The sequence below is a fragment of the Shewanella sp. LC6 genome, from assembly GCF_006385735.2.
Lineage (GTDB): Bacteria > Pseudomonadota > Gammaproteobacteria > Enterobacterales > Shewanellaceae > Shewanella > Shewanella xiamenensis.
In genome coordinates this window covers 4,210,732-4,233,737 of the sequence record NZ_CP043902.1, presented here as the reverse complement: position 1 = coordinate 4,233,737, position 23,006 = coordinate 4,210,732, and the positions used below count along the sequence as shown (strand labels likewise).

15 protein-coding genes are annotated in these 23,006 nt (G+C 47.0%); 5 read left to right on the top strand and 10 right to left on the bottom strand.

Translation table 11 applies throughout. The annotated features are described in order from the left end of the window. Window positions 1-33 precede the first annotated feature (33 nt). Window positions 34-1,191 carry a hypothetical protein gene (locus FJD32_RS18960; protein ID WP_088586103.1) on the bottom strand — a complete coding sequence of 386 codons (1,158 nt, stop codon included), beginning with the start codon at window positions 1,189-1,191 and terminating at the stop codon, window positions 34-36. Between the two features lie 369 nt (window positions 1,192-1,560). Between FJD32_RS18960 and FJD32_RS18955 the strand changes: the two genes are divergently transcribed. After that, the gene (locus FJD32_RS18955; protein ID WP_037428895.1) at window positions 1,561-2,358 is read left to right on the top strand and encodes an OXA-48 family carbapenem-hydrolyzing class D beta-lactamase OXA-252; all 798 of its coding nucleotides are present in this window, start codon (window positions 1,561-1,563) and stop codon (window positions 2,356-2,358) included. A gap of 301 nt (window positions 2,359-2,659) precedes the next feature. On the opposite strand, the gene FJD32_RS18950 is transcribed toward FJD32_RS18955, so the two are convergent. Continuing rightward, window positions 2,660-3,571: a LysR family transcriptional regulator gene (locus tag FJD32_RS18950; protein ID WP_015586033.1), complete on the bottom strand. Its 912-nt coding sequence runs from the start codon at window positions 3,569-3,571 to the stop codon at window positions 2,660-2,662. Between the two features lie 122 nt (window positions 3,572-3,693). Between FJD32_RS18950 and FJD32_RS18945 the strand changes: the two genes are divergently transcribed. From FJD32_RS18945 to fusA, 3 genes are all read left to right on the top strand, one after another. Beyond that, on the top strand, window positions 3,694-8,247 hold the full coding sequence (locus FJD32_RS18945) for a biotin carboxylase N-terminal domain-containing protein (RefSeq protein ID WP_047535014.1): 4,554 nt from the start codon (window positions 3,694-3,696) through the stop codon (window positions 8,245-8,247). Window positions 8,248-8,436: 189 nt separating this feature from the next. Further along, entirely contained in the window at window positions 8,437-9,888 is a 1,452-nt protein-coding gene (locus FJD32_RS18940) for a diguanylate cyclase (RefSeq protein ID WP_181159849.1), read from the top strand. Between the two features lie 438 nt (window positions 9,889-10,326). Next, window positions 10,327-12,420 carry an elongation factor G gene (fusA, locus tag FJD32_RS18935; RefSeq protein WP_037414509.1) on the top strand — a complete coding sequence of 698 codons (2,094 nt, stop codon included), beginning with the start codon at window positions 10,327-10,329 and terminating at the stop codon, window positions 12,418-12,420. Window positions 12,421-12,520: 100 nt separating this feature from the next. On the opposite strand, the gene FJD32_RS18930 is transcribed toward fusA, so the two are convergent. After that, the gene (locus tag FJD32_RS18930; protein WP_037414510.1) at window positions 12,521-13,402 is read right to left on the bottom strand and encodes a LysR family transcriptional regulator; all 882 of its coding nucleotides are present in this window, start codon (window positions 13,400-13,402) and stop codon (window positions 12,521-12,523) included. Window positions 13,403-13,496: 94 nt separating this feature from the next. On the opposite strand from FJD32_RS18930, the gene FJD32_RS18925 reads away from it, so the two are divergent. Beyond that, entirely contained in the window at window positions 13,497-13,649 is a 153-nt protein-coding gene (locus tag FJD32_RS18925; RefSeq protein ID WP_037414512.1) for a hypothetical protein, read from the top strand. A gap of 164 nt (window positions 13,650-13,813) precedes the next feature. On the opposite strand, the gene napB is transcribed toward FJD32_RS18925, so the two are convergent. The 7 genes from napB to FJD32_RS18890 form a co-directional block, all read right to left on the bottom strand. Beyond that, window positions 13,814-14,245: a nitrate reductase cytochrome c-type subunit NapB gene (napB, locus tag FJD32_RS18920; RefSeq protein ID WP_088586102.1), complete on the bottom strand. Its 432-nt coding sequence runs from the start codon at window positions 14,243-14,245 to the stop codon at window positions 13,814-13,816. Further along, window positions 14,242-15,225, bottom strand: a complete 984-nt coding sequence (gene napH / locus FJD32_RS18915) for a quinol dehydrogenase ferredoxin subunit NapH (protein WP_088586101.1) — start codon at window positions 15,223-15,225, stop codon at window positions 14,242-14,244. Before napH ends, napB begins: the two co-directional genes overlap by 4 nt. Then, window positions 15,222-15,956 (bottom strand): ferredoxin-type protein NapG, encoded by a 735-nt coding sequence (gene napG, locus FJD32_RS18910; RefSeq protein ID WP_037414518.1) that lies wholly within the window; start codon window positions 15,954-15,956, stop codon window positions 15,222-15,224. Before napG ends, napH begins: the two co-directional genes overlap by 4 nt. Window positions 15,957-16,007: 51 nt before the next feature. After that, entirely contained in the window at window positions 16,008-18,488 is a 2,481-nt protein-coding gene (gene napA / locus FJD32_RS18905) for a nitrate reductase catalytic subunit NapA (protein WP_088586100.1), read from the bottom strand. Further along, complete coding sequence (locus tag FJD32_RS18900; RefSeq protein ID WP_037414522.1) at window positions 18,485-18,769, bottom strand: chaperone NapD; 285 nt, start codon at window positions 18,767-18,769, stop codon at window positions 18,485-18,487. The genes napA and FJD32_RS18900 overlap by 4 nt, the downstream gene beginning before the upstream one ends. Before the next feature lie 268 nt (window positions 18,770-19,037). Further along, entirely contained in the window at window positions 19,038-20,261 is a 1,224-nt protein-coding gene (locus FJD32_RS18895; protein ID WP_181159848.1) for a lipocalin-like domain-containing protein, read from the bottom strand. A gap of 50 nt (window positions 20,262-20,311) precedes the next feature. Next, window positions 20,312-23,002, bottom strand: coding sequence for an ABC transporter permease (locus FJD32_RS18890; RefSeq protein WP_181159846.1), 2,691 nt, complete (start codon window positions 23,000-23,002; stop codon window positions 20,312-20,314). Window positions 23,003-23,006: the final 4 nt, after the last annotated feature.

The following is a 23,006-nucleotide window of genomic DNA, read 5'->3' as shown; positions in this document are numbered from 1 at the left end:
CAACGCTTGCTGACAATGCCAGTATTGCAGCGGTTACAGGCTTGCCGCGGCCTGCATCACCATAGTACGCACTTGCTCGACAATGGCTTGTTCGGTGGCATTGTCGTAGCCCTTCACCCTCGGGGTGTGGATATGGCCCACCTTAGCGCGGCTATTGAACTTTTGCTGTAACACAATGGCGCGATAAGAAATCTCGTTTGAGAGATACCCACCGCCAGAGCCTTCGACCGAGGTTTCATTTTGCAGCTCGCTTAGGGAACTGGCATTAAATTCACCGCGCGCAAGGGTGGTCACAGTATGGTTATCGTTGACTTTCCACTGACCATCTTGCACTTGCATCGCTGCGACGGGTAATGAAAATTCAACAAATTCAGGGCCGATAAAGTTTTTACCGTTGAGTTTGGGGGCGATAGGCGCGGTTTTGCTTGCGCCTGTGTATAGATTTTGGTTATCGGGCGCTGCTGCACTACGGTTACGGCCTGGGAAGCGTTCAATATCAAAGTCGCTGCGCCCCATGCTGACGGTAAAGATAAACTGGGTTTTAGGGTCGCGATAAATGGGGCTGAGTAAGGATTCGATAATACCTTGGTCGAAATCCTCGAAGCGTACTGGGATCATGGCGGTTTCGATTTGGGCCTTTTTGCCATTGATATCAAATTTAAAACCATCGAGGGCGAGGGCGACTAAGCCCGAAGGATTGCTCTGACTGATGTCTTTGTCGAGGAAGAAGGGGTCGAATCCCGTCAGGAAGATTTTTATCTGCACATCATCATCGTATTGGATATCACTGAATCCTCGCGATGCCTTTTCTACGGCGCTGGCTAAAATCTGTTGCTGCCAATCAGCCATTTTAAAGTTAGCACTGTTGTTTTTAAGGCTATTTAACATTGAGAGTCGCGCCCAATACAGGGATCTGTCATCAAAGTGTCCAGACTGCACATCACGCACAGCCTGTTGCCATAATCTATGTCCTTGGCGCGCGGCAAGTTGGGTAGCGTCGCGTTCATTTTTCTGTGCGGATAATTGATTCGCTAAGCCTTCATCCAATGCTTGATAACGGTTTACCACTTCAGCCATGACTTTTTCAGCGGTAGGAATGCGAGACACTTCCACATCGCCGAGGAGTTGTACGGCACCAGCGGTTTGCGCCACTGTGCTAGCGAGGATAAAAGCGAGGCAGGGCTTTAACATTGGCGTTTCCTTTTTATTTTAATCACTTATTTTGCTGGAAATAGACGATGTTTCTAGGGCGTTCGGGCTTACTTCATCTTAGAAATAATGAAACTTATGCCAAAAAGCCACAATGATTGTTTTGAGTATAAGAGTTTACCTATAGTGATTCGAGGATCTTATTCCTATTTTGCATATCAGATCGATACTGACGAGTTGCTATGATTTTGGACTGGCGTTTAGTTGGGATAGCTAATAGTTAAATCTTGTAAAGCTTGTGCCTGATTGTTGCCACAATTGGTCAGCAGTTTGCTAGGGAATGAGAGGGCAGAGAATGATAAGCTTAGCACTTAATTTGTATGGATATATTGCATTAAGCAAGGGGACGTTATGCGTGTATTAGCCTTATCGGCTGTGTTTTTGGTGGCATCGATTATCGGAATGCCTGCGGTAGCAAAGGAATGGCAAGAAAACAAAAGTTGGAATGCTCACTTTACTGAACATAAATCACAGGGCGTAGTTGCGCTCTGGAATGAGAATAAGCAGCAAGGATTTACCAATAATCTTAAACGGGCGAACCAAGCATTTTTACCCGCATCTACCTTTAAAATTCCCAATAGCTTGATCGCCCTCGATTTGGGCGTGGTTAAGGATGAACACCAAGTCTTTAAGTGGGATGGACAGACGCGCGATATCGCCACTTGGAATCGCGATCATAATCTAATCACCGCGATGAAATATTCAGTTGTGCCTGTTTATCAAGAATTTGCCCGCCAAATTGGCGAGGCACGTATGAGCAAGATGCTACATGCTTTCGATTATGGTAATGAGGACATTTCGGGCAATGTAGACAGTTTCTGGCTCGACGGTGGTATTCGAATTTCGGCCACTGAGCAAATCAGCTTTTTAAGAAAGCTGTATCACAATAAGTTACACGTATCGGAGCGCAGCCAGCGTATTGTCAAACAAGCCATGCTGACCGAAGCCAATGGCGACTATATTATTCGGGCTAAAACTGGATACTCGACTAGAATCGAACCTAAGATTGGCTGGTGGGTCGGTTGGGTTGAACTGGATGATAATGTGTGGTTTTTTGCGATGAATATGGATATGCCCACATCGGATGGTTTAGGGCTGCGCCAAGCCATCACAAAAGAAGTGCTCAAACAGGAAAAAATTATTCCCTAGAAGTGGTTAGCGCGTATTTGTGTGAAATAGCCGTCATATAAGCTGTAAAGATATATGGACAAAATGCAGATGCTCGATGCACTTGTAGTTAATGGCTCATACTTAATCGGTCAGGCCTAATCGACTTAAGCTCCGCGCGTTAACTTTCAGCCTGAGCATTAGTATCACATTCCTAAACGTAAAAAGCCTAGCCAATTTGCTAGGCTTTTTTGTTATCTCAATGGCCATGGTCACTCAACATGGTGGTGTGAATAAAGGAATGGCGATGTCAGTAAAGGTGAATGCCGCTGCGATAAAGTGCCTAGCCCATCAAGGATTGTAGGCTTTCTTGGCTGCTAAAGCGTTTGACGAAAAAGTCCAAGAAAGCGCTGATATTGGTGGCTAATTGTCTGCGGCTCGAATACACCCCGTAGACCTTAAAGGGTTCAATCGGCCATTCCTGTAAGATTGGCACTAGCTGGCCGTTGGCGAGTTCGGTTTTGCAGGCGGAGTTTGATAGCATTGCAATCCCAAAGTCATCGAGGGCTAACTGCTTAACCATTATCGGGCTATTGACCCTGACTTTACGCTGAAAGTTTACCATGGTTTTGCGAGCACCTTTGCCTAAGGGCCATATGGGTGCTGAGCGGGATGTCCCTAGCAGAATACCACTATGGTCGCTCAGCTCCTTAGGTGTTGCGGGGGTGCCGCGTGCTTTTAAATAGCCAGGGCTTGCTACCAGAATTGGTTGACGCTCGAACAGTAATCTTGCAACAAGATCAGAGGATTGCAGTGGTCCATATTTGATAGCTATGTCATATCCTTCACCCACCAAACCGATATCGTTGTCGGTAAACTGGACATCTAATTCCACATTGGGATATAAACGCATGAATCCGCTACAGAGGTTAGCAATTAATTCTTGGCTAAAAGAGACCGGAATGGCTATCCGTAATGATCCTGATACATCATCATGGGTACTCTCGATAACAGCCTTGGCCGCTTCCACCTCATTGCGAATGGAATCACAGTGTTGATAAAAGAGTGCCCCGACTTGGGTAAGACTCAGGTTACGGGTGTCGCGTTGTAACAATCGCACGCCTAGTTGTTCTTCAAGCTGCGCGATTTTGCGACTTATGGTGGATTTTGGGTGGCCGGTTTCACGTGCAGCTTGGGAGAATCCCTTTGCTCTCACTACGGCTGCAAATAGCATCATACCGTTTAAATCTGGCATGTTTTTCCCACTGTCTCATATTTGGAACATAGCGTCTTATGCAGTTTAATGGCATTTGGCGGGATAACAAAGTTATATTTATTGGCTAAAAATTTTCAGAGGCTAAAGCAGAGGATCTTTTGATGACCAGCAATAATCAGCCCAAACACATGACTCAAGCCCAAACGCCCGATCCGCTTTTTTTACAGGCCGAGCATTTGGCAAAGGATTTTTCTCTGTTTCCTAAACACAGTAAACAGAGCTTATCAGAAGAAATTAAAGGTCTTTTAAATGAAGATGCCATTCAGGCAAATTTAAAAGACTTGGCATCGTTAGATGTTGACGGTTACGTCGCAAAAGTGATCCAGCCGACCCAAGACAAAGGTCGTCCTGGTGCTAAACGTATCATTGCGGACCTAAAGGGGCGCTTGATTACCGAAACTCACTTGGGCTCTTTCTACAGTGCTGAGGTCGAGTTGAATTTCGGTTCACGCACTCGTCGTATCGGCTTTATTGCTCAAGAGCGCACAACGGCTAACGGTGCATGGATGCCTGAGCATCACTATGCCGCCTGTAAAGCGATTCGTCATTTTGCCGAATTGTCTATGCCTATCGTCTATTTAATCGATACCCCAGGGGCCGATGCAGGCGAAGTGGCCAACAGCCAAAACCAAGCACATTCTATTTCTAAGGCGATTGCCGAGAGTGCCAACGTTGACGTACCGACAGTCGGTATCGTTATCGGTGCGGGTTACTCGGGCGGCGCGATTCCATTAGCGGCGGCCAACATCCTGTTATCGCTGCGCGATGGTATTTTCAACACGATTCAGCCACAAGGTCTGCAAAGTATTGCGCGTAAGTACAACCTGTCATGGCAGGAATGTGCTAAGTCTGTGGGCGTATCTCCAGAAGAGCTTTACACCGCCGGTTGTATCGATGGCATTATCGATTTTTCTCCAGGTGACCGTGACGAGCGTCAGCACAATTTACGCCGCGCGATTATCAGTAGTATCGAAGCGGTTGAGCGCGCAGCAGTGAACTTTGTACGTGAATCTAAAGATTTACGTGAGCACTATGATCGCAGTTTAGCGCGTTTCCTTAACCCATCTAAAAACTTGATGGCATTAGAGTTAAACGCTGAATTGGCTGTGGCAACGAGCCCAACCAACCACCACAACTTGTTTGGTAGCGCTTACCGTTACCTGCGTTATTTAACGCTGCGTAGCCGTATTCATTCGATCTCTCAGGAGCAATACGGACGTTTGTCACGTGTTAGTGTGCCTGAAGGTGACTTGTTAGCTCGTATCCAACAAGAGCAAGATCGTGTATTCCAAGCTTGGCTATCTAGCCCTGATAAGCTGGTTTACGATGAAGATCTGAACAAATTGTGGGCGAACTTTATTGCTAAGCGCGATGAAATTTCAACCGAACGTAATATGCTGACACGTTTTATTTTGGGTGAACCAAAAGAAAACTATAAAAAAGCTCGTAAGGCACTGTTATTTAACATCGGTTGGTCTTTATATCACCGTTGGAAGAGCAACGCGGCAAACAACTTTAAGGGCTTAATTCAGCATCTTGAAAATCTGCCTAAGTCTGTAACTCAAGCAAAATGGCCTGAGCTTAATCAATTGACTGTGCTCGATGTCGTTGTAAACGATGAGCTGCGTGAAGACTTTATTTGGCAATGCCATAACATCCTGATTTTTAACTCACTTTACGACAACGTTGTGGGTAGCTTAGCGTCTATCGCGAAAGAAGCCATGATGTCTAAGAGTCTGTCACGCAACTCTGTGAACAATCTACTGCACAAGTCGATTGACCATGCGCTGTCTACTCAGGATACCGCAAACGACAAGGCTAAATTCTACAAGTGGCTTAAGTACTTTATGAGCCAATCTAACCGTGCCGATCTCTTGGTGCGGGTAGAGCAGTGGAAGAGTGTGGGCTTCCCACAACTTAACGACAGTTTATTCGTTATCCTGACTTACTTCTTCGAACGTTTATTGCCTGAATACTTCGACAGTGAAAGCGACCACAGCAAATACACTGGTGCGATTAACCCTGTGCGTATCGGTCGTCGTAAGGACTTCTGGAACCGCTTGACCATGGGTTATCAGGACTTACTGATCCAAAAAGTATTACGTGACGAAAAACGTACCGGCAAGATGACGTGGGAAAATGTGATTAAGCAATTTTTCACTAATTTCGACGAAATCAATGGCGACAAAATGTCGGCTAACTTGCTCAACTTCCCTGGTTTCCGTTTATCCATTGAAGATGCGTTAGATAAAGGTATTCGTCCTTGCGGCCTGATCACTGGTATTGCTGACTTTAAAGAAAAGGGACAAAAAGTCCGTGTGGGTCTGGCGGTATCTAACACTGCATTCCAAGCGGGTGCCTTCGATATGGCGAGTGCCGAGAAATTCTCTGCGCTGCTGATCGAATGTGCTAAGCGTAAATTGCCAGTAGTTTGTTTTATCAGCTCAGGCGGTATGCAGACTAAAGAAGGTGCTGCGGCTCTGTTCTCAATGGCTGTTGTGAACGACCGTATCACACGCTTTATCCGTGATAACGAATTGCCAGTATTGATGTTTGGTTTTGGTGACTGTACCGGTGGTGCGCAAGCGAGTTTCGTGACTCACCCATTAGTGCAAACCTACTACCTGTCTGGTACTAACATGCCATTCGCGGGTCAAATGGTGGTTCCAGCTTACTTGCCTTCGACTTCTACACTGTCTAACTACTTGTCGAAAGTACCAGGTGCAATGGCGGGCTTAGTCCACAACCCATTCAGCGAAACCTTAGATAACCAATTGGCGAGCATCGATCCTCTGATGCCAATGCCAACGGCGAAGATTAATGACGTAATCATCAATGCTCTGTCGACTCTGGTTGTTGAAGCGCCTGTTGAAGAAGAAGTGATTGTTCAAAACGATCCTCGTAAGTTAATGAAACCAATTAACAAAGTTTTGGTTCATGCCCGTGGTTGTACCGCTGTTAAGTTGATCCGTAAGGCTCACGATAACGATATCAACGTGGTATTAGTGGCGTCAGATCCTGACATGACTGCCGTACCTGCGGATATGCTGAAAGATTCTGACAAGTTAGTCTGTTTAGGGGGTAACACCTCTGACGAAAGTTACCTGAATGCTTACTCAGTGTTGAAAGTTGCCGAATACGAGCAAGTTGATGCACTGCACCCAGGTATCGGCTTCCTGTCTGAAAGTCCACAATTTGCGGCATTGTGTGTGAATAATGGGGTTAACTTTGTGGGTCCTAGCGTGCATTCAATGACGACTATGGGTAACAAGTCGAACGCGATTAAGACGTCACAAAGCCAAAACGTACCAGTGGTACCAGGTTCACACGGTATTCTGACTAACGCTGAGCAAGCGGTAAACGTGGCCAATGAAATTGGTTACCCAGTGCTGCTCAAAGCGGTACAAGGCGGCGGTGGTAAAGGTATTCAGGTCGTTAAACGTCCTGAGGATATGATTGGTTTATTCCAAAAAACCGCTACCGAAGCGGCAGCCGCCTTCGGTAACGGCGACCTGTACTTAGAGAAATATGTTACGTCACTACGTCATATCGAAGTGCAATTACTGCGCGACCAATTTGGTCACGCTAAAGTATTGGGTTTACGTGACTGTTCAGTACAACGTAACAACCAGAAAGTGGTTGAAGAGTCTGGCTCAACCATGTTGCCAGATGAACTGAAAAAACAAGTGCTGGATTACACCCGTGCCTTAGGTGATGCGACCGATTATATGGGTGCTGGTACTGTAGAGTTTATCTACAACTTAGACGCAAACGAAGTGTATTTCATGGAGATGAACACTCGTCTGCAAGTAGAGCATCCAGTAACCGAAGCGACTTCTGGTATCGATATCGTGAGCGCGCAGTTTGATATTGCTGCGGGTCGTTCAATCGAGCATTTAGAGCCGAAAGAAATCGGTTATGCGATGGAAGTGCGTGTCACGGCTGAGAAAGCCGCACTCGACAGCCACGGCATCCTGCAACTGGTTCCAAACCCTGGCAAGATCACCGAATGTGTATTCCCTGATCATCCAGATGTAGAAATCATCTCGATTGCTGCACCGGGCAAAGAAGTTTCGCCTTATTACGATAGCTTAATCGCCCAGGTGATTATGCGCGGTGAAAACCGTGAAGACGTTATTGCGAAGCTACATGCTTACCTCGACAGCGTAGTGCTCAAAGGTATCGCGACTAACATTCCATTGCTGAAGTTAATCCTAAGCGATGGCACCTTCAAAGAAGGTGTATACGACACTAACTATCTGCCACGCTTTATGGCTGAGCTAGATATTCCAGCACTGATTGCTGAAATGGAAGCCGCTGCTGAAACTGTAGGTGTGGATACTGAGTCGCTGCGTGTGGGTGAAAGTAACGAGCTTAAAGTATTAGCCCAAGGCGCAGGTATCTTCTATACCTCTCCAGCGCCAGGCGAACCTGATTTCGTTAAAGAAGGTGATATTGTAACCGTTGAGCAAACCCTTGCCTTGACTGAAGCAATGAAGATGTTCTCGCAGGTTAACTTGGCTGGCTTTAACCGCCAAGGCGCAGTGCTCTATCCTGAGGATAAGAAGTACCGCATCGAGCGTATTCTGAACAGCAATGGTCAGCAAGTATCGCAAGGTGACCTACTCTTTGTTGTGTCACCAGTTGAAGATTAATCTTGTAAAAATAGATTAAGTAAACGAAATACCCGTCAATTTGGCGGGTATTTTTTTATTGCTAACAAGATTACGTTTCTCAGGTTCGGTGCATTTTTCTGCTTAGGATGAGCGAATTGGTATTATCTTAATATCATGTATACACTTTTTATCTACGTCAGCGAATTACGAATGTATTTGAGAAGCGACATGGGTTGTCGATTTTGGTTTTTATTGTTCTGTTTATGCTCACCCTTAACTGTGAGTGCAGAGCGTTTGGCTTCGCGCTATCTCAAAACCGCTGATGACGGTGCTAGCAGTAGGCAGTTAGTCCGTTACTGTGTTGATCCCGACTGGTTGCCCTATGAAGCGATTCGAGAGGGAAAACATGTAGGGGTCTCATCGGACTATATTCGTTACATTGAGTCCCATTCTCCCCTTAAATTCATTCTTGTTCCCACAACATCTTGGTCTGAAACTCTTAATTTTTTACAAGCTGGGCGCTGTGATTTAACTCCAATGTTGAACAAAACCGCTACCCGAGAGCAATTTTTACATTTTAGCCATGTGTATTTTCACTCGCCAAATGTGTTGGTTTCGCTAAAAGAACAGCCATTTTTACAAGGATTTGAAAACATAGGCTCACGAACATTAGCCGTGCCTAAAGGTTATCGTCTCGCTGAGTATATTCAGCAATATTACCCTAGAGTCAAAATCATCGAAGTGGCCAGTGAACCAGCGGGACTCGAGGCTGTGCTCGATAAGCGCGCTGATTTATTTGTTGGGTCAATGTTTTCGGTGAATGCTTATATTCAGCAGACAGGTTTTAACCATCTTAAAATTGCGGGGTGGGGCGGGCCAGAAGATGAACTACGCATGGGAGTGAGTTTAGGCCATGAAGCACTGCTGCCGATACTTAATCAAGTACTTGATGATGTTGATGAGCTTGAGCGAATTAGGATTTACCAGAAATGGAACAATATTACTGTTATCGATGAGACTAACTATTGGCTTATCTATCAAGTGATTGCAGGTACTCTGCTGGTGATATTCTTACTTGCGACTCGGACTTATTTTATCAGTCGCTATAATCGACGCTTAACCGATAAAAATACACAGCTTGAAGCCCTTCGTCGGCAATTAGAACAAACCAATACTGAACTCGAGTTTTTATCTACCCATGATCCGCTCACCAAACTCTATAATCGCCATTACTTTAACCGCCAGTTTGTGCATGAGCATCGTTCTGAGACCGCAACAGAAAGTAGCATCTGCCTTGTCATGTTAGATATCGATTTCTTTAAAGAGATTAATGACACCTTAGGTCATGCCGTCGGAGATAATATTTTGATGGAGCTGTCTACAGTGTTGCAGCATTGTGTGCGTGAATCAGATGTTGTTGCCCGTTGGGGAGGTGAAGAGTTCGTGATCCTTTGCCATCAGACTTCAATTACTTTAGTTAACTCATTGTGCCAGCGGATTGCTGCGGCGATTAAGGATTATCGCTTTAGTGGTGATGTGCGGCTCACCTGTAGTTTTGGGATTGCCAAATTAGCGAGTAATGAACCAATGCAGTCCTGCTTTGAACGAGCAGATAAAGCACTGTATCAAGCGAAAGCCTTGGGCAGAAATCAGATTTGTATTGATGAATCCAATGCTTAGTTTGCGAAATTAGATGCATTGCTAAGCCCATTGCCACTTTACTCGATCAATTTCACATTTATGCTAATCAACTTTTAGGTTAAACCGAGTTTTAACCTGAGTTGAAGTTTGTATTGAGGTTGCATTGGGCTGGTCTTTTGCCATTTGTGAGTCCTTAAAGTATGAGAAATCTGCAATATCGGTAAAAAAACGCTTATTTTTAGGCTTTTTACTAATTGTTTGAAAACTGAGCTAAATTTTTTTATTTAATTGTTTTAATGCATTTTTCTTATTTTTTTTTAATTTTTTCCGCGACTTTATCGTGAAAAATTGCAAGAGCCATTTGCGCATAGCGGGGTTCCAATTTACAATATGCGCCTAAAATAATCTGATGTGCGGTGTGTCGGTGGTTTGTCGCATACTCCGTCTACTTCTTAAACTAATCATTAAAGTTGAATCATGACCGAATTATCCAAATACAGAAACATTGGTATCTTCGCTCACGTTGACGCGGGTAAAACCACGACCACCGAGCGTATTCTTAAGCTAACCGGTAAAATCCATAAAATCGGTGAAGTTCACGATGGTGAATCAACAACTGACTTCATGGTTCAGGAAGCTGAGCGCGGTATTACCATTCAGTCAGCGGCAGTAAGCTGCTTCTGGAAAGATCACCGTTTCAACGTTATTGACACCCCTGGGCACGTTGACTTCACTGTTGAAGTTTACCGTTCTCTGAAGGTTCTTGACGGCGGTATCGCTGTATTCTGTGGTTCTGGTGGTGTTGAGCCTCAATCAGAAACTAACTGGCGCTATGCGAACGAATCTGAAGTTGCTCGTATCATCTTCGTAAACAAGTTAGACCGTATGGGTGCTGACTTCTTACGTGTTGTTAAGCAAACTAAAGACGTTTTAGCTGCTAACCCACTGGTTATGGTTCTGCCAATCGGTATTGAAGATGAGTTCTGTGGTGTTGTTGACCTGCTAACTCGTAAAGCCTACGTATGGGACGATTCTGGTATTCCAGAAAACTTCGAAGTTAAAGATGTTCCAGCGGACATGGTTGACTTAGTTGAAGAATACCGTGAAATGCTGATCGAAACTGCTGTTGAGCAAGATGACGATCTGCTAGAAGCTTACATGGAAGGCGAAGAGCCATCTGTTGAAGACCTGAAACGTTGTATCCGTAAGGGTACTCGTACTATGGCATTCTTCCCAACATTCTGTGGTTCAGCCTTCAAAAACAAAGGTATGCAACTGGTTCTGGATGCTGTTGTTGATTATCTGCCAGCGCCAGATGAAGTTGATCCACAACCTTTAACTGACGAAGAAGGTAACGAAACTGGCGAATACGCTATCGTTTCTGCTGATGAGTCATTAAAAGCATTAGCGTTCAAGATCATGGATGACCGTTTCGGTGCCCTGACTTTCGTACGTATTTATGCTGGCCGTCTGAAGAAAGGCGATACCATTCTTAACAGTGCAACTGGTAAGACTGAGCGTATCGGCCGTATGTGCGAAATGTATGCTAACGATCGTATCGAAATTGAATCAGCTGAAGCTGGTGACATTATCGCAATCGTGGGTATGAAGAACGTACAAACTGGTCACACTCTGTGTGATGTTAAGCACCCATGTACTCTGGAAGCCATGGTGTTCCCAGAGCCAGTTATCTCTATCGCAGTAGCGCCAAAAGATAAAGGCGGCAGCGAGAAGATGGCTATCGCTATCGGTAAGATGATCGCAGAAGATCCATCATTCCGCGTAGAAACTGATGAAGATTCAGGTGAAACCATCCTTAAAGGTATGGGTGAACTGCACTTAGATATTAAAGTGGACATCCTGAAGCGTACTTATGGTGTTGAGCTGATCGTAGGTGAGCCACAAGTGGCCTACCGTGAAACTATTACTCAAATGGTTGAAGACCAATACACCCACAAGAAACAATCTGGTGGTTCTGGTCAATTCGGTAAGATCGAATACATCATTCGCCCAGGTGAGCCAAACTCTGGCTTCGTGTTCAAGTCTTCAGTTGTTGGTGGTAACGTTCCTAAGGAATACTGGCCAGCAGTTGAAAAAGGCTTCGCGAGCATGATGAACACCGGTACTATCGCTGGCTTCCCAGTGTTAGACGTTGAGTTTGAACTGACTGACGGTGCTTACCACGCAGTTGACTCTTCAGCTATCGCGTTCGAAATCGCTGCTAAAGCGGCATTCCGTCAATCTATGGCTAAAGCTAAACCACAACTACTTGAGCCAATCATGAAAGTTGACGTGTTCAGCCCAGAAGACAACGTGGGTGACGTGATCGGTGACTTAAACCGTCGCCGCGGTATGATCAAAGACCAAGTTGCTGGTGTAACTGGTGTTCGCGTTAAGGCTGACGTACCGTTATCAGAAATGTTCGGTTACATCGGTACTCTGCGTACAATGACTTCAGGCCGTGGTCAGTTCTCTATGGAGTTCTCACACTACAGCCCATGTCCAAACAGTGTTGCGGAAAAAGTTGTTGAGCAAGTTAAAGAGCGTAAAGCTGCTGAAGCTAAGAAGTAATTCTTAACTTCCTCTAAATAGAAACCGCTGCTAAGCCTAGGCTAGCAGCGGTTTTTTTATGGGCGATGCACTGGTTGACGATAGGTTGACGAGTCAGCATTCACGCTTTTTGTTTACTTAATTCCAGTAGAGCATTTGCCGCGGGAGTTAACGGTAAGTTCTGCCGCCAAATCAGGGCTAAATCCCAAGTTAATGCCGGTTGCATCGGTCTAAAGACTAGTTTGCTGTGACTGAGTTTTTGGCAAATAGGTTCGGGTAATATGGCCAGTCCCATGTCGGCTTCAACCATGGTTGCAAGAAAGTCCCATTGACCACTGCGAAAGGCGATATTTAATTGCACGCCAGCCTTACGGCTGAGGCGAGTTATCAATTTGGCAAGTGAGAAGTCCTCGTTATAGAGAATAAACGGATAAGCTTCAAAATCTTGCCAGTTGAGATATGACTTAGCCGCAAGCGGGTGCCCATCAGGCAGGCAAGCTAACAGAGGATATTTTGTCAGCGGTTGGTTGACTAGCTCAGTCTCATGGGTTGTGGGTAACGCAGTAAAGGCAATATCTAAACTGTTATTTAGCAGTGCCTGCTCGCAGCCAAACCCCCCGTATTCATACATTTGTAGTTCAACCCCAGGATAACGCTTACGATAGCTCGTCAGTAATCCAATAATTAAGCTACTCATCATGGGGCAGACACCGAGTCTAAGCCGCCCCGATTTTAGGCCGCTTAAGTTACTCATATCCTCCTGCAATCTATGCCATTGTCCGAGGATCTCCCGCGCACTGTGTTCAAACAGCTGCCCTGCTTGGGTTAGCTCCACCTTTTGATTGTTACGGATCAGCAGGGTTTCTCCTACGCTTTCTTCAAGCCTTTGGATGATTTTGCTAAGCGTTGGTTGAGTGATAAAGCATTTTTGTGCTGCACGGGTGAAGTTTTCCGTTTCAACTAAGATCAGAAAACATTGTAAGGTCTTGATTGGAATGTTCATGCTCAAATGGAATCCATTGTATGGCGTTAATTCATTTTACTGATGATGGTCTAAGTATTACTTTGAACTTGTTAACAGAACAGGAGATTTGGTCATGAAGTCAACGTCAAGTTTATGGGTAGGTGCTTTGTGGCAGGCGGCGATGCCTGAAACAAAGAATGTGCAAACAGCAAAGGCAGCGCAAACAAGAGTAACGGCTCCGGCGGGTGATTTGCATAAAGCAAAACAACAAGTTAACCCAGCCTAGGCTGGGTTTTTACTTTTCCATTTTATCTATTGCCCCGTCTGCTTATTTTTCAGTTCGTCCAACATCTCCCCCACTGAGTTTTTAAGTTTATCTCTAATTTTGTTATGGATAATAAAAAGCCACTGGATGATCAGTGGCTTTGGTGCGGGCAGGGGAGGATTGTTTTACTGAGTTGAGAACTTATTATCAACTAAAGGCGCTTTGTTTTCTGCTTGTGCAACATGGCACTGGGTGCAGAAATAATTATGGCCATTGAGCGTGCCCTTATCGTCGATAACGTGGGATTTCGCCACTGGTGTGGCTTTCATCCGTGGGGCTTTATCCCAGCTATGGCAAGTTAAACAGCCATTTTTATCTAAGGTTATTTTGTAATCATCCTTATGGGGGATGAGTGGCGGTTGGTCAGTAAAACTGCGTTCCAACGCCTTACCGCGAGCTGGGTAAACGGGCATAGCATCAGCGGGGCGAATATCGGTCACCGCGCTATCGCCAGCGAGGGATTTGATATTGACAGGTGTTGCTTGAGTGTCTGCTTGTTGGCCTGAGCAGCCGCCGATGGCTAATACAATCGCGGCTAAGGTGAGTATTTTTTTCATTGGTCATTCTCCGCCTTGGGGGCAATGTGTTGACGAATTGGTGAAGTGGTTGATGGCGAGTGACAATCGGTCGAATCGCCTGAACTAAGTTGAGCCTGAGTGGCCGTAAAACGTGTTTGATAGCGAAATACGCGCTTTGCGCAGACATCGATACAGCGGCCGCATTGGGTGCAGTCTGGGCTAGTGATCACCGGGTTTTGCCCTTTTAACGCGGGCTTTAATACTTGGCGCTCGGGGCAAACAGCAAAGCAATCCATGCAGTTATCACAGGCGCTAGCTTTGCTGGCGACGATCTTAATGGGGCTCCATTTGCCGATTAAGCCAAATAGGGCGCCCGTTGGGCACAGATGACCACACCAAGCGCGCTCGGCGATAAATAGATCCAGCAGAAATATTGCCGCTAAGATCCATAAACCACTGAGACTGCCAAATAGCACGGCGCGATAGACTAAGGGGACGGGATTAATCCATTCCCAAATCAAGTTGCCCGTGAGCAGTGGCAATAACAGCACGAGTGCCAGCAGGTAATAACGTAAATTACGCGGTAACTCGCTGGTGCGAGGGAGGTTTAGTTTACGTCTGAGCCAGCTTGCGGTATCGGTGGCCAGATTGACGGGACACACCCAACTGCAAAACACCCGGCCACCGGCGAGGGCATAAAACAGTATGACCAAGGTTGCACCTATCAATAGGCTAAGCTCGGGAATATGCCCGCTAATGAGCATTTGTAAGCTCACTAGCGGATCGGCAAAGGGAATGGTATCGAGCAGTAAACTGGCCGATAAATTACCCTTAAATAACCAAATCCCTAGTAGCGGCCCCAGTGCAAATAGCCCTAACAAGCCGCATTGCACTGCGCGGCGTAGTAGCAAATATTTGTGTGCGCCAAACCAACCGAGTTCTGCAATGGCTGCGGCATGCTCGCCTTGCATGCGGGCTTTTGAGTTCATGGTCCGGTTATTCATAGACTTGTTACTCATAGCGTTAGCCCCTTATTCAACATCTCTAAGGTGGTTTCCTCAGTGTTGAGATAAGTGTCATGCTCCGCTGCCTTACCGAGTGCTAATGCCGTCGGTAAGACTTTTATGGCGGCGGTATCGAGCACGCAGGCGTGCTCGCATTTGCCACAACCCGTACAGGTATCGCTGTTGACTGTGGGTAAAAACATGGCGTGGTGATCGCTATGTTGATTGCGTTGGCGTTCTAAGGTGATGGCGTTGTCGATTAACGGACAAACCCGATAACAGACATCACAGCGTAATCCCTTAAAGTTAAGGCAATTTTTCTCATCGATCAGTACCGCAACACCCATTTTGGCATCGCTAATGTGCTCAAGTTGAGGATCAAGCGCGCCCGATGGGCAGGCTTTGATGCAGGGAATATCCTCACACATTTCGCAGGGAATGCGTCTTGCGGTAAAGAATGGCGTGCCAGTGGCGGCGCCATCGAACCAACGTGCCAGTGTTAGCGTGTCGTAAGGGCAAGCCTCAACACACAAGCCGCAGCGCACGCAGGCCGAGAGAAAATCGCTTTCTTCAAGGGCGCCCGGCGGTCTGCAAGCTTGGGAGGCGAGTTGACCTTGGCTTTTTGCCGTGGCCGTCAAGCCTAATCCCACAAGCCCCATCACACAGCCAGCCTTAGCCGTCGTGGCCAAAAACTGGCGACGGTTGACTTGTTTGACTGTGAATGGACTCTTCACTTGCTGACTCACCTTAGACTCCTTAATCGCTTTCAAATACGCTTATCGCTATCAAATGAGGGCTTAGGCCTTCATCACTTTTACTGGGCACTTCTTAAAATCAGTTTCTTTTGACAGTGGATCGGTCGCATCCAGAATCAACTTGTTAACTAACTGACGCGCATCGAAGAAGGGCATAAACACCACGCCGCGTGGCGGTTTGTTACGGCCTTTGGTTTCGACACGGGTTTTGACCTCACCACGGGGAGATGCCACGATCACTTCATCACCACGTTGCAGACCTCGGGCCTTAGCGTCTTCAGGATGCATAAAGATTTGTGCATCAGGATAGGCGCGATAGAGCTCAGGTACACGGGCGGTCATCGAACCTGTATGCCAGTGTTCGAGCACGCGGCCGGTAGACATCCACAGATCGTATTCTGAGTTAGGCTCTTCCGCTGCTGGTTCGTAAGGCAGGGCGAAAATTACCGCTTTACCATCGGGTTTACCGTAGAACTTAAAGCCTTCACCTGCCTTAACATAAGGATCGCTGCCTTCAACGAAGCGGCGCAGGGTTTCTTTCCCCTCAACCACTGGCCAGCGTAGGCCGCGGGTTTCGTGGTAACGGTCAAAGTCGGCTAAGTCATGGCCATGGCCGCGACCGAAGGCGGCGTATTCTTCGAAGATGCCTTTTTGTAGATAGAAGCCAAAGTGTTCACTTTCGTCGTTTAGGTCGCCCTTACAATCGGTAGTCGGGAACTTGTTGATGACACCATTGGCAAACAGTACTTCATAAAGGGTCTTGTCAGCGTATTCAGGCTTTTTAGCGATAAGCTCTGCTGGCCAGACTTCAGACACTTTAAAGCGTTTTGAAAACTCGACTAATTGCCACAGATCCGATTTAGCTCCCTCAGGCGCTTTAACCTGTTGATGCCACATATGGGTGCGGCGCTCGGCGTTACCGTAGGCGCCTTCTTTCTCGACCCACATGGCGGTCGGTAGAATAAGGTCTGCTGCCATGGCGGTGACGGTTGGGTAAGGATCGGATACCACGATAAAGTTCTCTGGATTACGGAATCCCGGGTAAATTTCATCGTTGATATTCGGGCCGGCTTGCATGTTATTGGTACACATAGTCCAATAACAGTTTAGCTTACCGTCTTTGAGCATCCGGCTTTGCAGCACTGCATGGTAGCCAGGTTTAGGTGGTATCGTGCCTTCAGGCACTTGCCACATTTTTTCGGTAATCGCGCGATGCTTATCGTTATCCACCACCATATCAGCAGGTAAGCGGTGGGCGAAGGTGCCGACTTCACGGGCGGTGCCACAGGCTGAAGGTTGACCTGTCAGTGAGAATGGGCTGTTGCCAGGTGTGGCGATTTTGCCCGTCAGTAAGTGAATGTTATAGAGCATGTTGTTTGCCCACACTCCACGAACGTGTTGGTTAATCCCCATGGTCCACAGGCTCATAACCTTCACTTTAGGATCGGCATAGGCTTTGGCTAAGGTTTCTAATTTTTCAGGCTCTACACCACTCATTTTTGCTGCGTATTCCAGCGTATAAGTGCTGACGAACTTAGCGTATTCTTCGAAGCTAATAGGGCTAGATTTACCATTGCCAGGGTTTTTGGCTTTCTTCTCTAACGGATGATCTGGACGCAGACCATAACCGATATCATCTACACCGAGGGCAAACTTAGTGTGTTTAGTCACAAAGTTGGTATTTACCGCTTTGTTTTGAATGATGTAGTTGGCGATATAGTTGAGGATCACCAGATCTGATTGCGGATGGAAAACCATCGGGTTATCCGCAAGATCGAAGCTACGGTTCTCGAAGGTGGATAGTACATGCACGCGACAGTCTTTACTGCTTAAACGGCGATCAGATAAACGTGCCCACAGGATCGGATGCATCTCGGCCATGTTGGCGCCCCAGAGCACAAAGTGATCGGCGGCTTCTAAGTCGTCGTAACAGCCCATCGGTTCATCAATACCGAAGGTACGCATAAACCCAACGACCGCTGAGGCCATACAGTGGCGGGCGTTAGGGTCGATGTTGTTGGTTAAGAATCCAGCTTTATGCAGTTTAGATGCAGCGTAACCTTCCCAAATCGTCCACTGACCAGAACCGAACATACCGACTGAGGTTGGGCCTTTAGTGGCGATGCTGTGTTTCCACTTAGCGGCCATAGTATCGAAGGCAACATCCCAACTTACTGGGGTAAACTCGCCTTCTTTGTGGTATTTGCCGTCTTTCATGCGTAGTAATGGCGTGGTTAATCTGTCCTTGCCGTACATGATTTTCGACAGGAAGTAGCCTTTAATACAGTTCAAACCACGGTTAACTGGGCTTTCTGGATCGCCTTTGGTGGCAACCACTTTACCCGCTTTAGTACCGACTAATACGCTACAACCCACACCGCAAAAACGGCAGGGGGCTTTGTCCCACTTGATGTTATCTGACTCGGCGGCTTCAACCATTTTCACGGGAAGCGTGACGCCAACGGCCGTCGCAGCGGCAACCGCTGCGTTAGCCTTGAGAAACTCGCGGCGGCTAATGCTCATAGTGTTTCCTCACTCTCTTTTTCTAACAGTTCTTGTTCTAGGGGTTCTACTTGGTGGTAAATCAAACTGGCGGATAACACACCGGACAGGCCATTGATGGCTTCAACATTGTCGAGAATGGCTTTTTGGGTATTCCCTTCGAGGGTAATAACCAACTTGCCTTCGGGTGAAATGGCGTGGATATCGCAGCCTTTTAGCGCGGCAATATCGGCTTCAACCTGTTGCAAGGCATTAGGGGCTGCATGTACCACGAGGCTGGTGACATGGTATTCCTGACTCATAGCGGTGACCTTTATCTTGAGATGCACTCAGCTGCTTTGCATAAACATCTGTACAACTGAATGTGGATAACTGCGAGTCTAGACCTGATAAAAAATGTGGGTATACCTCACAAGAGGTATTGCAGGGGATAGTCGATCGGGATCAAAGTTTTGCGCGTGATCTAACTCTCAGTTTGAAATTTAAACAATCGCTATCTCTTTGGAGAGGGAATGGCGAGATTGGTTAGATTAGCGAAAGATCCGGCAGTCAAACATCACTATAAGTGGATTAATATCCCGTCAGCTCCATATAACCCATGCCAGTGTGGCTACCGCTAAGTTTGATTGGGCCTTCCCAATAGGAGGTGGATAACGCCATGGCGCTATTGGGATTTAACGGCGAGATACGGATATCGATTTGCTCACTCGGGATTTGGACTTGCCAGCTTACAGGGTATTTGCCGGTGCGGGTGGTTTGCCATTCAAGCGGCGTCATTTTTATTCCATCTGGCGTGTCTCGGGAGTTGATATTACGGCCTGTGCCATCGGCAAACATTCGTCTGGCGCTGTAAAAGGCTAATGGAGTTTGAGATTTATCGGTGGATTGCTCCCTTAACTGAAAGAGCATTAGCGCCGAACCATCATTGAGGCGCAGGGCAAACCAATCCCAACCCTGCTGGCTTTTAGTTAAAAATTGTGAGCTCCATTCTCTGTCTAGCCAGCCTTTGCCTGTGACTTTCTCTACCCGACTCTCGGCTTGGCCATTGATGTTGATATATCGGGTGATCTCACCGCTAATAGTGATAAAAGGTTGACTGTAATAGTAGGAGGCGACGTTACCCTCGCGGTTTTTAATGCTATAGCCATTATCACCTTGATATTGCAGCGGTGCTTGGCTAGTCAGCGTTAGCGCGTAACTAAAGTCTGCGGTCTCAACCCTTAAGATTGCCGGAAATAACGCGCTCGATTCACTCTGCCATTGCCAGTTATCGAGATGAATTTGATAGGGATTGGCATTGACGCCGGCAAGCTTTGGATGACCGCGAGACCATTTCTCATGGGCCAGATGTGCCGCGCTAGAGGTCAGTGCGCTATGGGCAAAATAGAGTTGTTCAGTTGCCCAAGCGGAGTTAAGGGTAGTCGGTTGCGCATTTTGCGGTTCTGTATATTGAGGTTTTAGTGCCACCCTAAATTGGGTCCATTGCGCGCCAAGTTGCTCACCTTTTTCGGTGGTTAAGTTAGCAGTGAGATACCACCATTCTTGCCGAAAGCCGTTGTGGGCAAGATGATCTTGAGGAAAGTGAAACTGATGCTCAGGTGTCACCTTGGCAAAGGCTTGTTGCGTTGAGGTTGTTTCGCCTTCTTTTGTTTGCCCTAGCAAAGCTCCCATGGATTTGGATTCTGAAACGCTCGCGGGCGCATTATCGCAGCCGCTTATCGTGAAAAAGAGTAATCCACCGATGATGAGTTGACTGATTAAGCGTGCGTTTGTACGGCACTTAAGCCAGTTCATTGTGAGTAAACCATTCACTTTCAATTGGGTAATGGTATATGGACGACTGTTCATAGGGTTTCCTGCTGCAAACTGGCGATTAGCGGCCTGCGGGTTTGCCAGTAAAGCGGTAAGAGCACGGCTAAGGTACAAGTCACCAGTGCGATGAGGATGGCTTTGGCATAAGCAAACCAGTCCCAGATCATTTGGATGGTCCAACCAAAGGCTTGCAGGGTGATTTTATTGATTAATAAATACCCCAGCAGAGCGCCCGTAGGCATCGCAATCAGGCAAGTGATTACCACAACCAGCAGCATTTGGCTAAATACCATAGTACGCAGTTTGCTGCGACTCACCCCAAGGGAATAAAGCCGTGCCAGTGGTGCTTGCCGTGCTTGGGTTAACATTAAGCAGGCGCTAAATAGCCCAATGGCGGCCACCAGCAAGGTTAAACTATTGAGCACTAACGTGATTGAAAAAGTGCGTTTAAACATGGCAATGGCTTGGGCCTTTATGTTGGCTTGGCTATAAATTTGTGCCTGAGCCAACTCTAGCGCTGTGGCGAGCTGCATTTGCAGTTCATCCAGTTCGGCCTCGCTGCGCTTGCCGTTCGTGGGTATTGGTTGCGTTAGCACTGATGAGGATGATTTATCAGCTTGTTCCAGAGGATGAAAACTGGCCGCAAGGCTGATGGGTAACAGTGGCAGTTGTGCCTGTTGCCACAGTTGATGGCTAATAATGAGCTCATTGCGGGTATTACCATGGTCGTAATAAATTCCTGCGATAACCACTTGGTTATTGGTGGTTTTATCGAGCACGTTTAAAGTGACTTTATCGCCCAGCATCAACTGATACTTAATCGCCATTGGCTCACTCACCAAGACAAATTGTCCGCCAAAATAGTGTTGCCATAGGTCAGGTAAACTGTCTTTGAGTGTACTTGTGTACTTTATCGATTCATCATCACGGCTGATAATATTCACAGGGATCGTTTGAGCTGTTGGACCTTGGGTCGATATCTCGCCATCGACTTGCCATTGTTGATATAAGCCGCTGACACGAGGATCTTGGCTTAATTTATCCCGTACATCAGCCATACGGTTAGCACTGGGGCGTAGGTATAAATCGGCATGTAAGCGGGTTTCTAACCAACTTCTTAGGGTTTGCTCAAAGCTGCCCACTAGGGTATTCATCGCCACATTTGCGCTTAATGCCAGCAAAATGGCCATCATCGCAAGGGAAAGTGGCGCGATAAGCTCGCGGGTTTCGGCGAGCAAATAGTGCTTAAGCCCTGGGCGAGTGAAGGGGAGCAGTAAGCTTACTCCCCAATGCAATACTTGGGGCAACAGCAGAGGAATCGCGACCGTCACTATGCCTAGTAATATCAAACTGGTGTTGTAACTTTGGCTGAAGGGAAACAGTATCGCCGCGAGTACGAGTAACCCACAGGCTAAGATAAATTGCCGCTGGTGGGTTTGGTTGTGGGCCTTAGTTTGCTGATAACGGTTAGCGCCTTGGGCAAGGGATTGGCGCGTAAGATCAAAATACAAGGGCATGCAAGCAGCAAGCGCTGCCACTAAGGTGAGCGCGATCGCCTGTGCTAACCAATGCCATTGCCAAATGCCCGGCAGCAAGTGAGCACCATAGAGTTGCTCTAGCGTCATAGCAACCATAGGTTGTAGCCAATGGCTGAGTTGTAAACCTAAGATAAACCCGATTACCGAGCCTAAGATAACCAAAAATAGTAATTCGGCGAGCAGGGCAAGCATCACGTCGAGTCGTTCTAGCCCCTGTTGCAGCAGTTGAATCAGCAGACGTTGGCGTTTCATCAGGCTGTAACGCACGCCGTTATAGGCAATAAATAGCCCAACTACAAAGGCTAACATACTCATTGCATTGAGATTTAAATGAAAACTGCGGGTAAGCGCCATTAAGGCTTGCCCTTGATCTTGCTGACTGTAGCTGGCGAGATCTGGGGTGATACCTAAGGTGTCGAGCCGTTGTTTTAACGCGACTAGTTTATCCCTATCGCTAAATAGGGCGATATAACTGAGTTTGCCCTGCATGCCAAGTAAGTTTTGGGCGAGGGAAATATCGGTCAAGATGGCGCTGCCAAGTCCCCAACTATCATCGACACGGATCACTTTTAGGGTCGATGGTGTTATGGATTGGGCTAGGCTGAGCTGGCCATTGGGCGCGATTTTGCTGGCTAGACTGTCACTCATCACCACCACGGGCTCACCGCTTATTAGGTCGGCAAGGGGCAGATCTCCCATTGAGACAGTAGAATTAGCCGTTGCCTTGTTATTTGAGGACGGTGAAGCGTTTTTTGAGGTTAACGTGGCAGTCAATGCCGCGACAATATCGCTGCCTTCAATTTGCCAATACTGGCCGTTTTGGCCAGCAACTCTGCCACTGACTACCGCAAGACTTTGGCTAATCCCAGCCTGCCTTAAACTGAAATACACCGATTCATCGAGATTATCTTGGCCAACGGGTGAGGTCAGCAGTACATCGGCTCGCTGACTTAAGAGCTCAGTGGCTTCGCTATAGCTACGAATCGCATTATCGTTGGTGGCTTTTACCCCGATGAGCAGCGTCACGGCGAGGGCGATTCCGAGTAAAATCGCCCCAGCCTGCAATGGCGCGTGGCGATAATGGGCTAAAAATACCTTGAGTACCCAGGTGATACGCAGCCATTGCCCACTCTTGTTTAAGTTATTGTATGGATTGGCTTTATTTTCTGGTTGTGTGTTATTCATCATG

Bases quoted from the DNA above. Each gene is read 5' to 3' on its own strand.
- napB (WP_088586102.1), bottom strand. From the start codon at position 14,245: ATGAAAAAAATACTCACCTTAGCCGCGATTGTATTAGCCATCGGCGGC.
- fusA (WP_037414509.1), top strand. From the start codon at position 10,327: ATGACCGAATTATCCAAATACAGAAACATTGGTATCTTCGCTCACGTT.
- FJD32_RS18955 (WP_037428895.1), top strand. From the start codon at position 1,561: ATGCGTGTATTAGCCTTATCGGCTGTGTTTTTGGTGGCATCGATTATC.
- FJD32_RS18950 (WP_015586033.1), bottom strand. From the start codon at position 3,571: ATGCCAGATTTAAACGGTATGATGCTATTTGCAGCCGTAGTGAGAGCA.
- FJD32_RS18930 (WP_037414510.1), bottom strand. From the start codon at position 13,402: ATGAACATTCCAATCAAGACCTTACAATGTTTTCTGATCTTAGTTGAA.
- FJD32_RS18895 (WP_181159848.1), bottom strand. From the start codon at position 20,261: ATGAACTGGCTTAAGTGCCGTACAAACGCACGCTTAATCAGTCAACTC.
- FJD32_RS18960 (WP_088586103.1), bottom strand. From the start codon at position 1,191: ATGTTAAAGCCCTGCCTCGCTTTTATCCTCGCTAGCACAGTGGCGCAA.
- FJD32_RS18900 (WP_037414522.1), bottom strand. From the start codon at position 18,769: ATGAGTCAGGAATACCATGTCACCAGCCTCGTGGTACATGCAGCCCCT.
- FJD32_RS18925 (WP_037414512.1), top strand. From the start codon at position 13,497: ATGAAGTCAACGTCAAGTTTATGGGTAGGTGCTTTGTGGCAGGCGGCG.
- FJD32_RS18890 (WP_181159846.1), bottom strand. From the start codon at position 23,002: ATGAATAACACACAACCAGAAAATAAAGCCAATCCATACAATAACTTA.
- FJD32_RS18940 (WP_181159849.1), top strand. From the start codon at position 8,437: ATGGGTTGTCGATTTTGGTTTTTATTGTTCTGTTTATGCTCACCCTTA.
- napH (WP_088586101.1), bottom strand. From the start codon at position 15,225: ATGAGTAACAAGTCTATGAATAACCGGACCATGAACTCAAAAGCCCGC.
- FJD32_RS18945 (WP_047535014.1), top strand. From the start codon at position 3,694: ATGACCAGCAATAATCAGCCCAAACACATGACTCAAGCCCAAACGCCC.
- napA (WP_088586100.1), bottom strand. From the start codon at position 18,488: ATGAGCATTAGCCGCCGCGAGTTTCTCAAGGCTAACGCAGCGGTTGCC.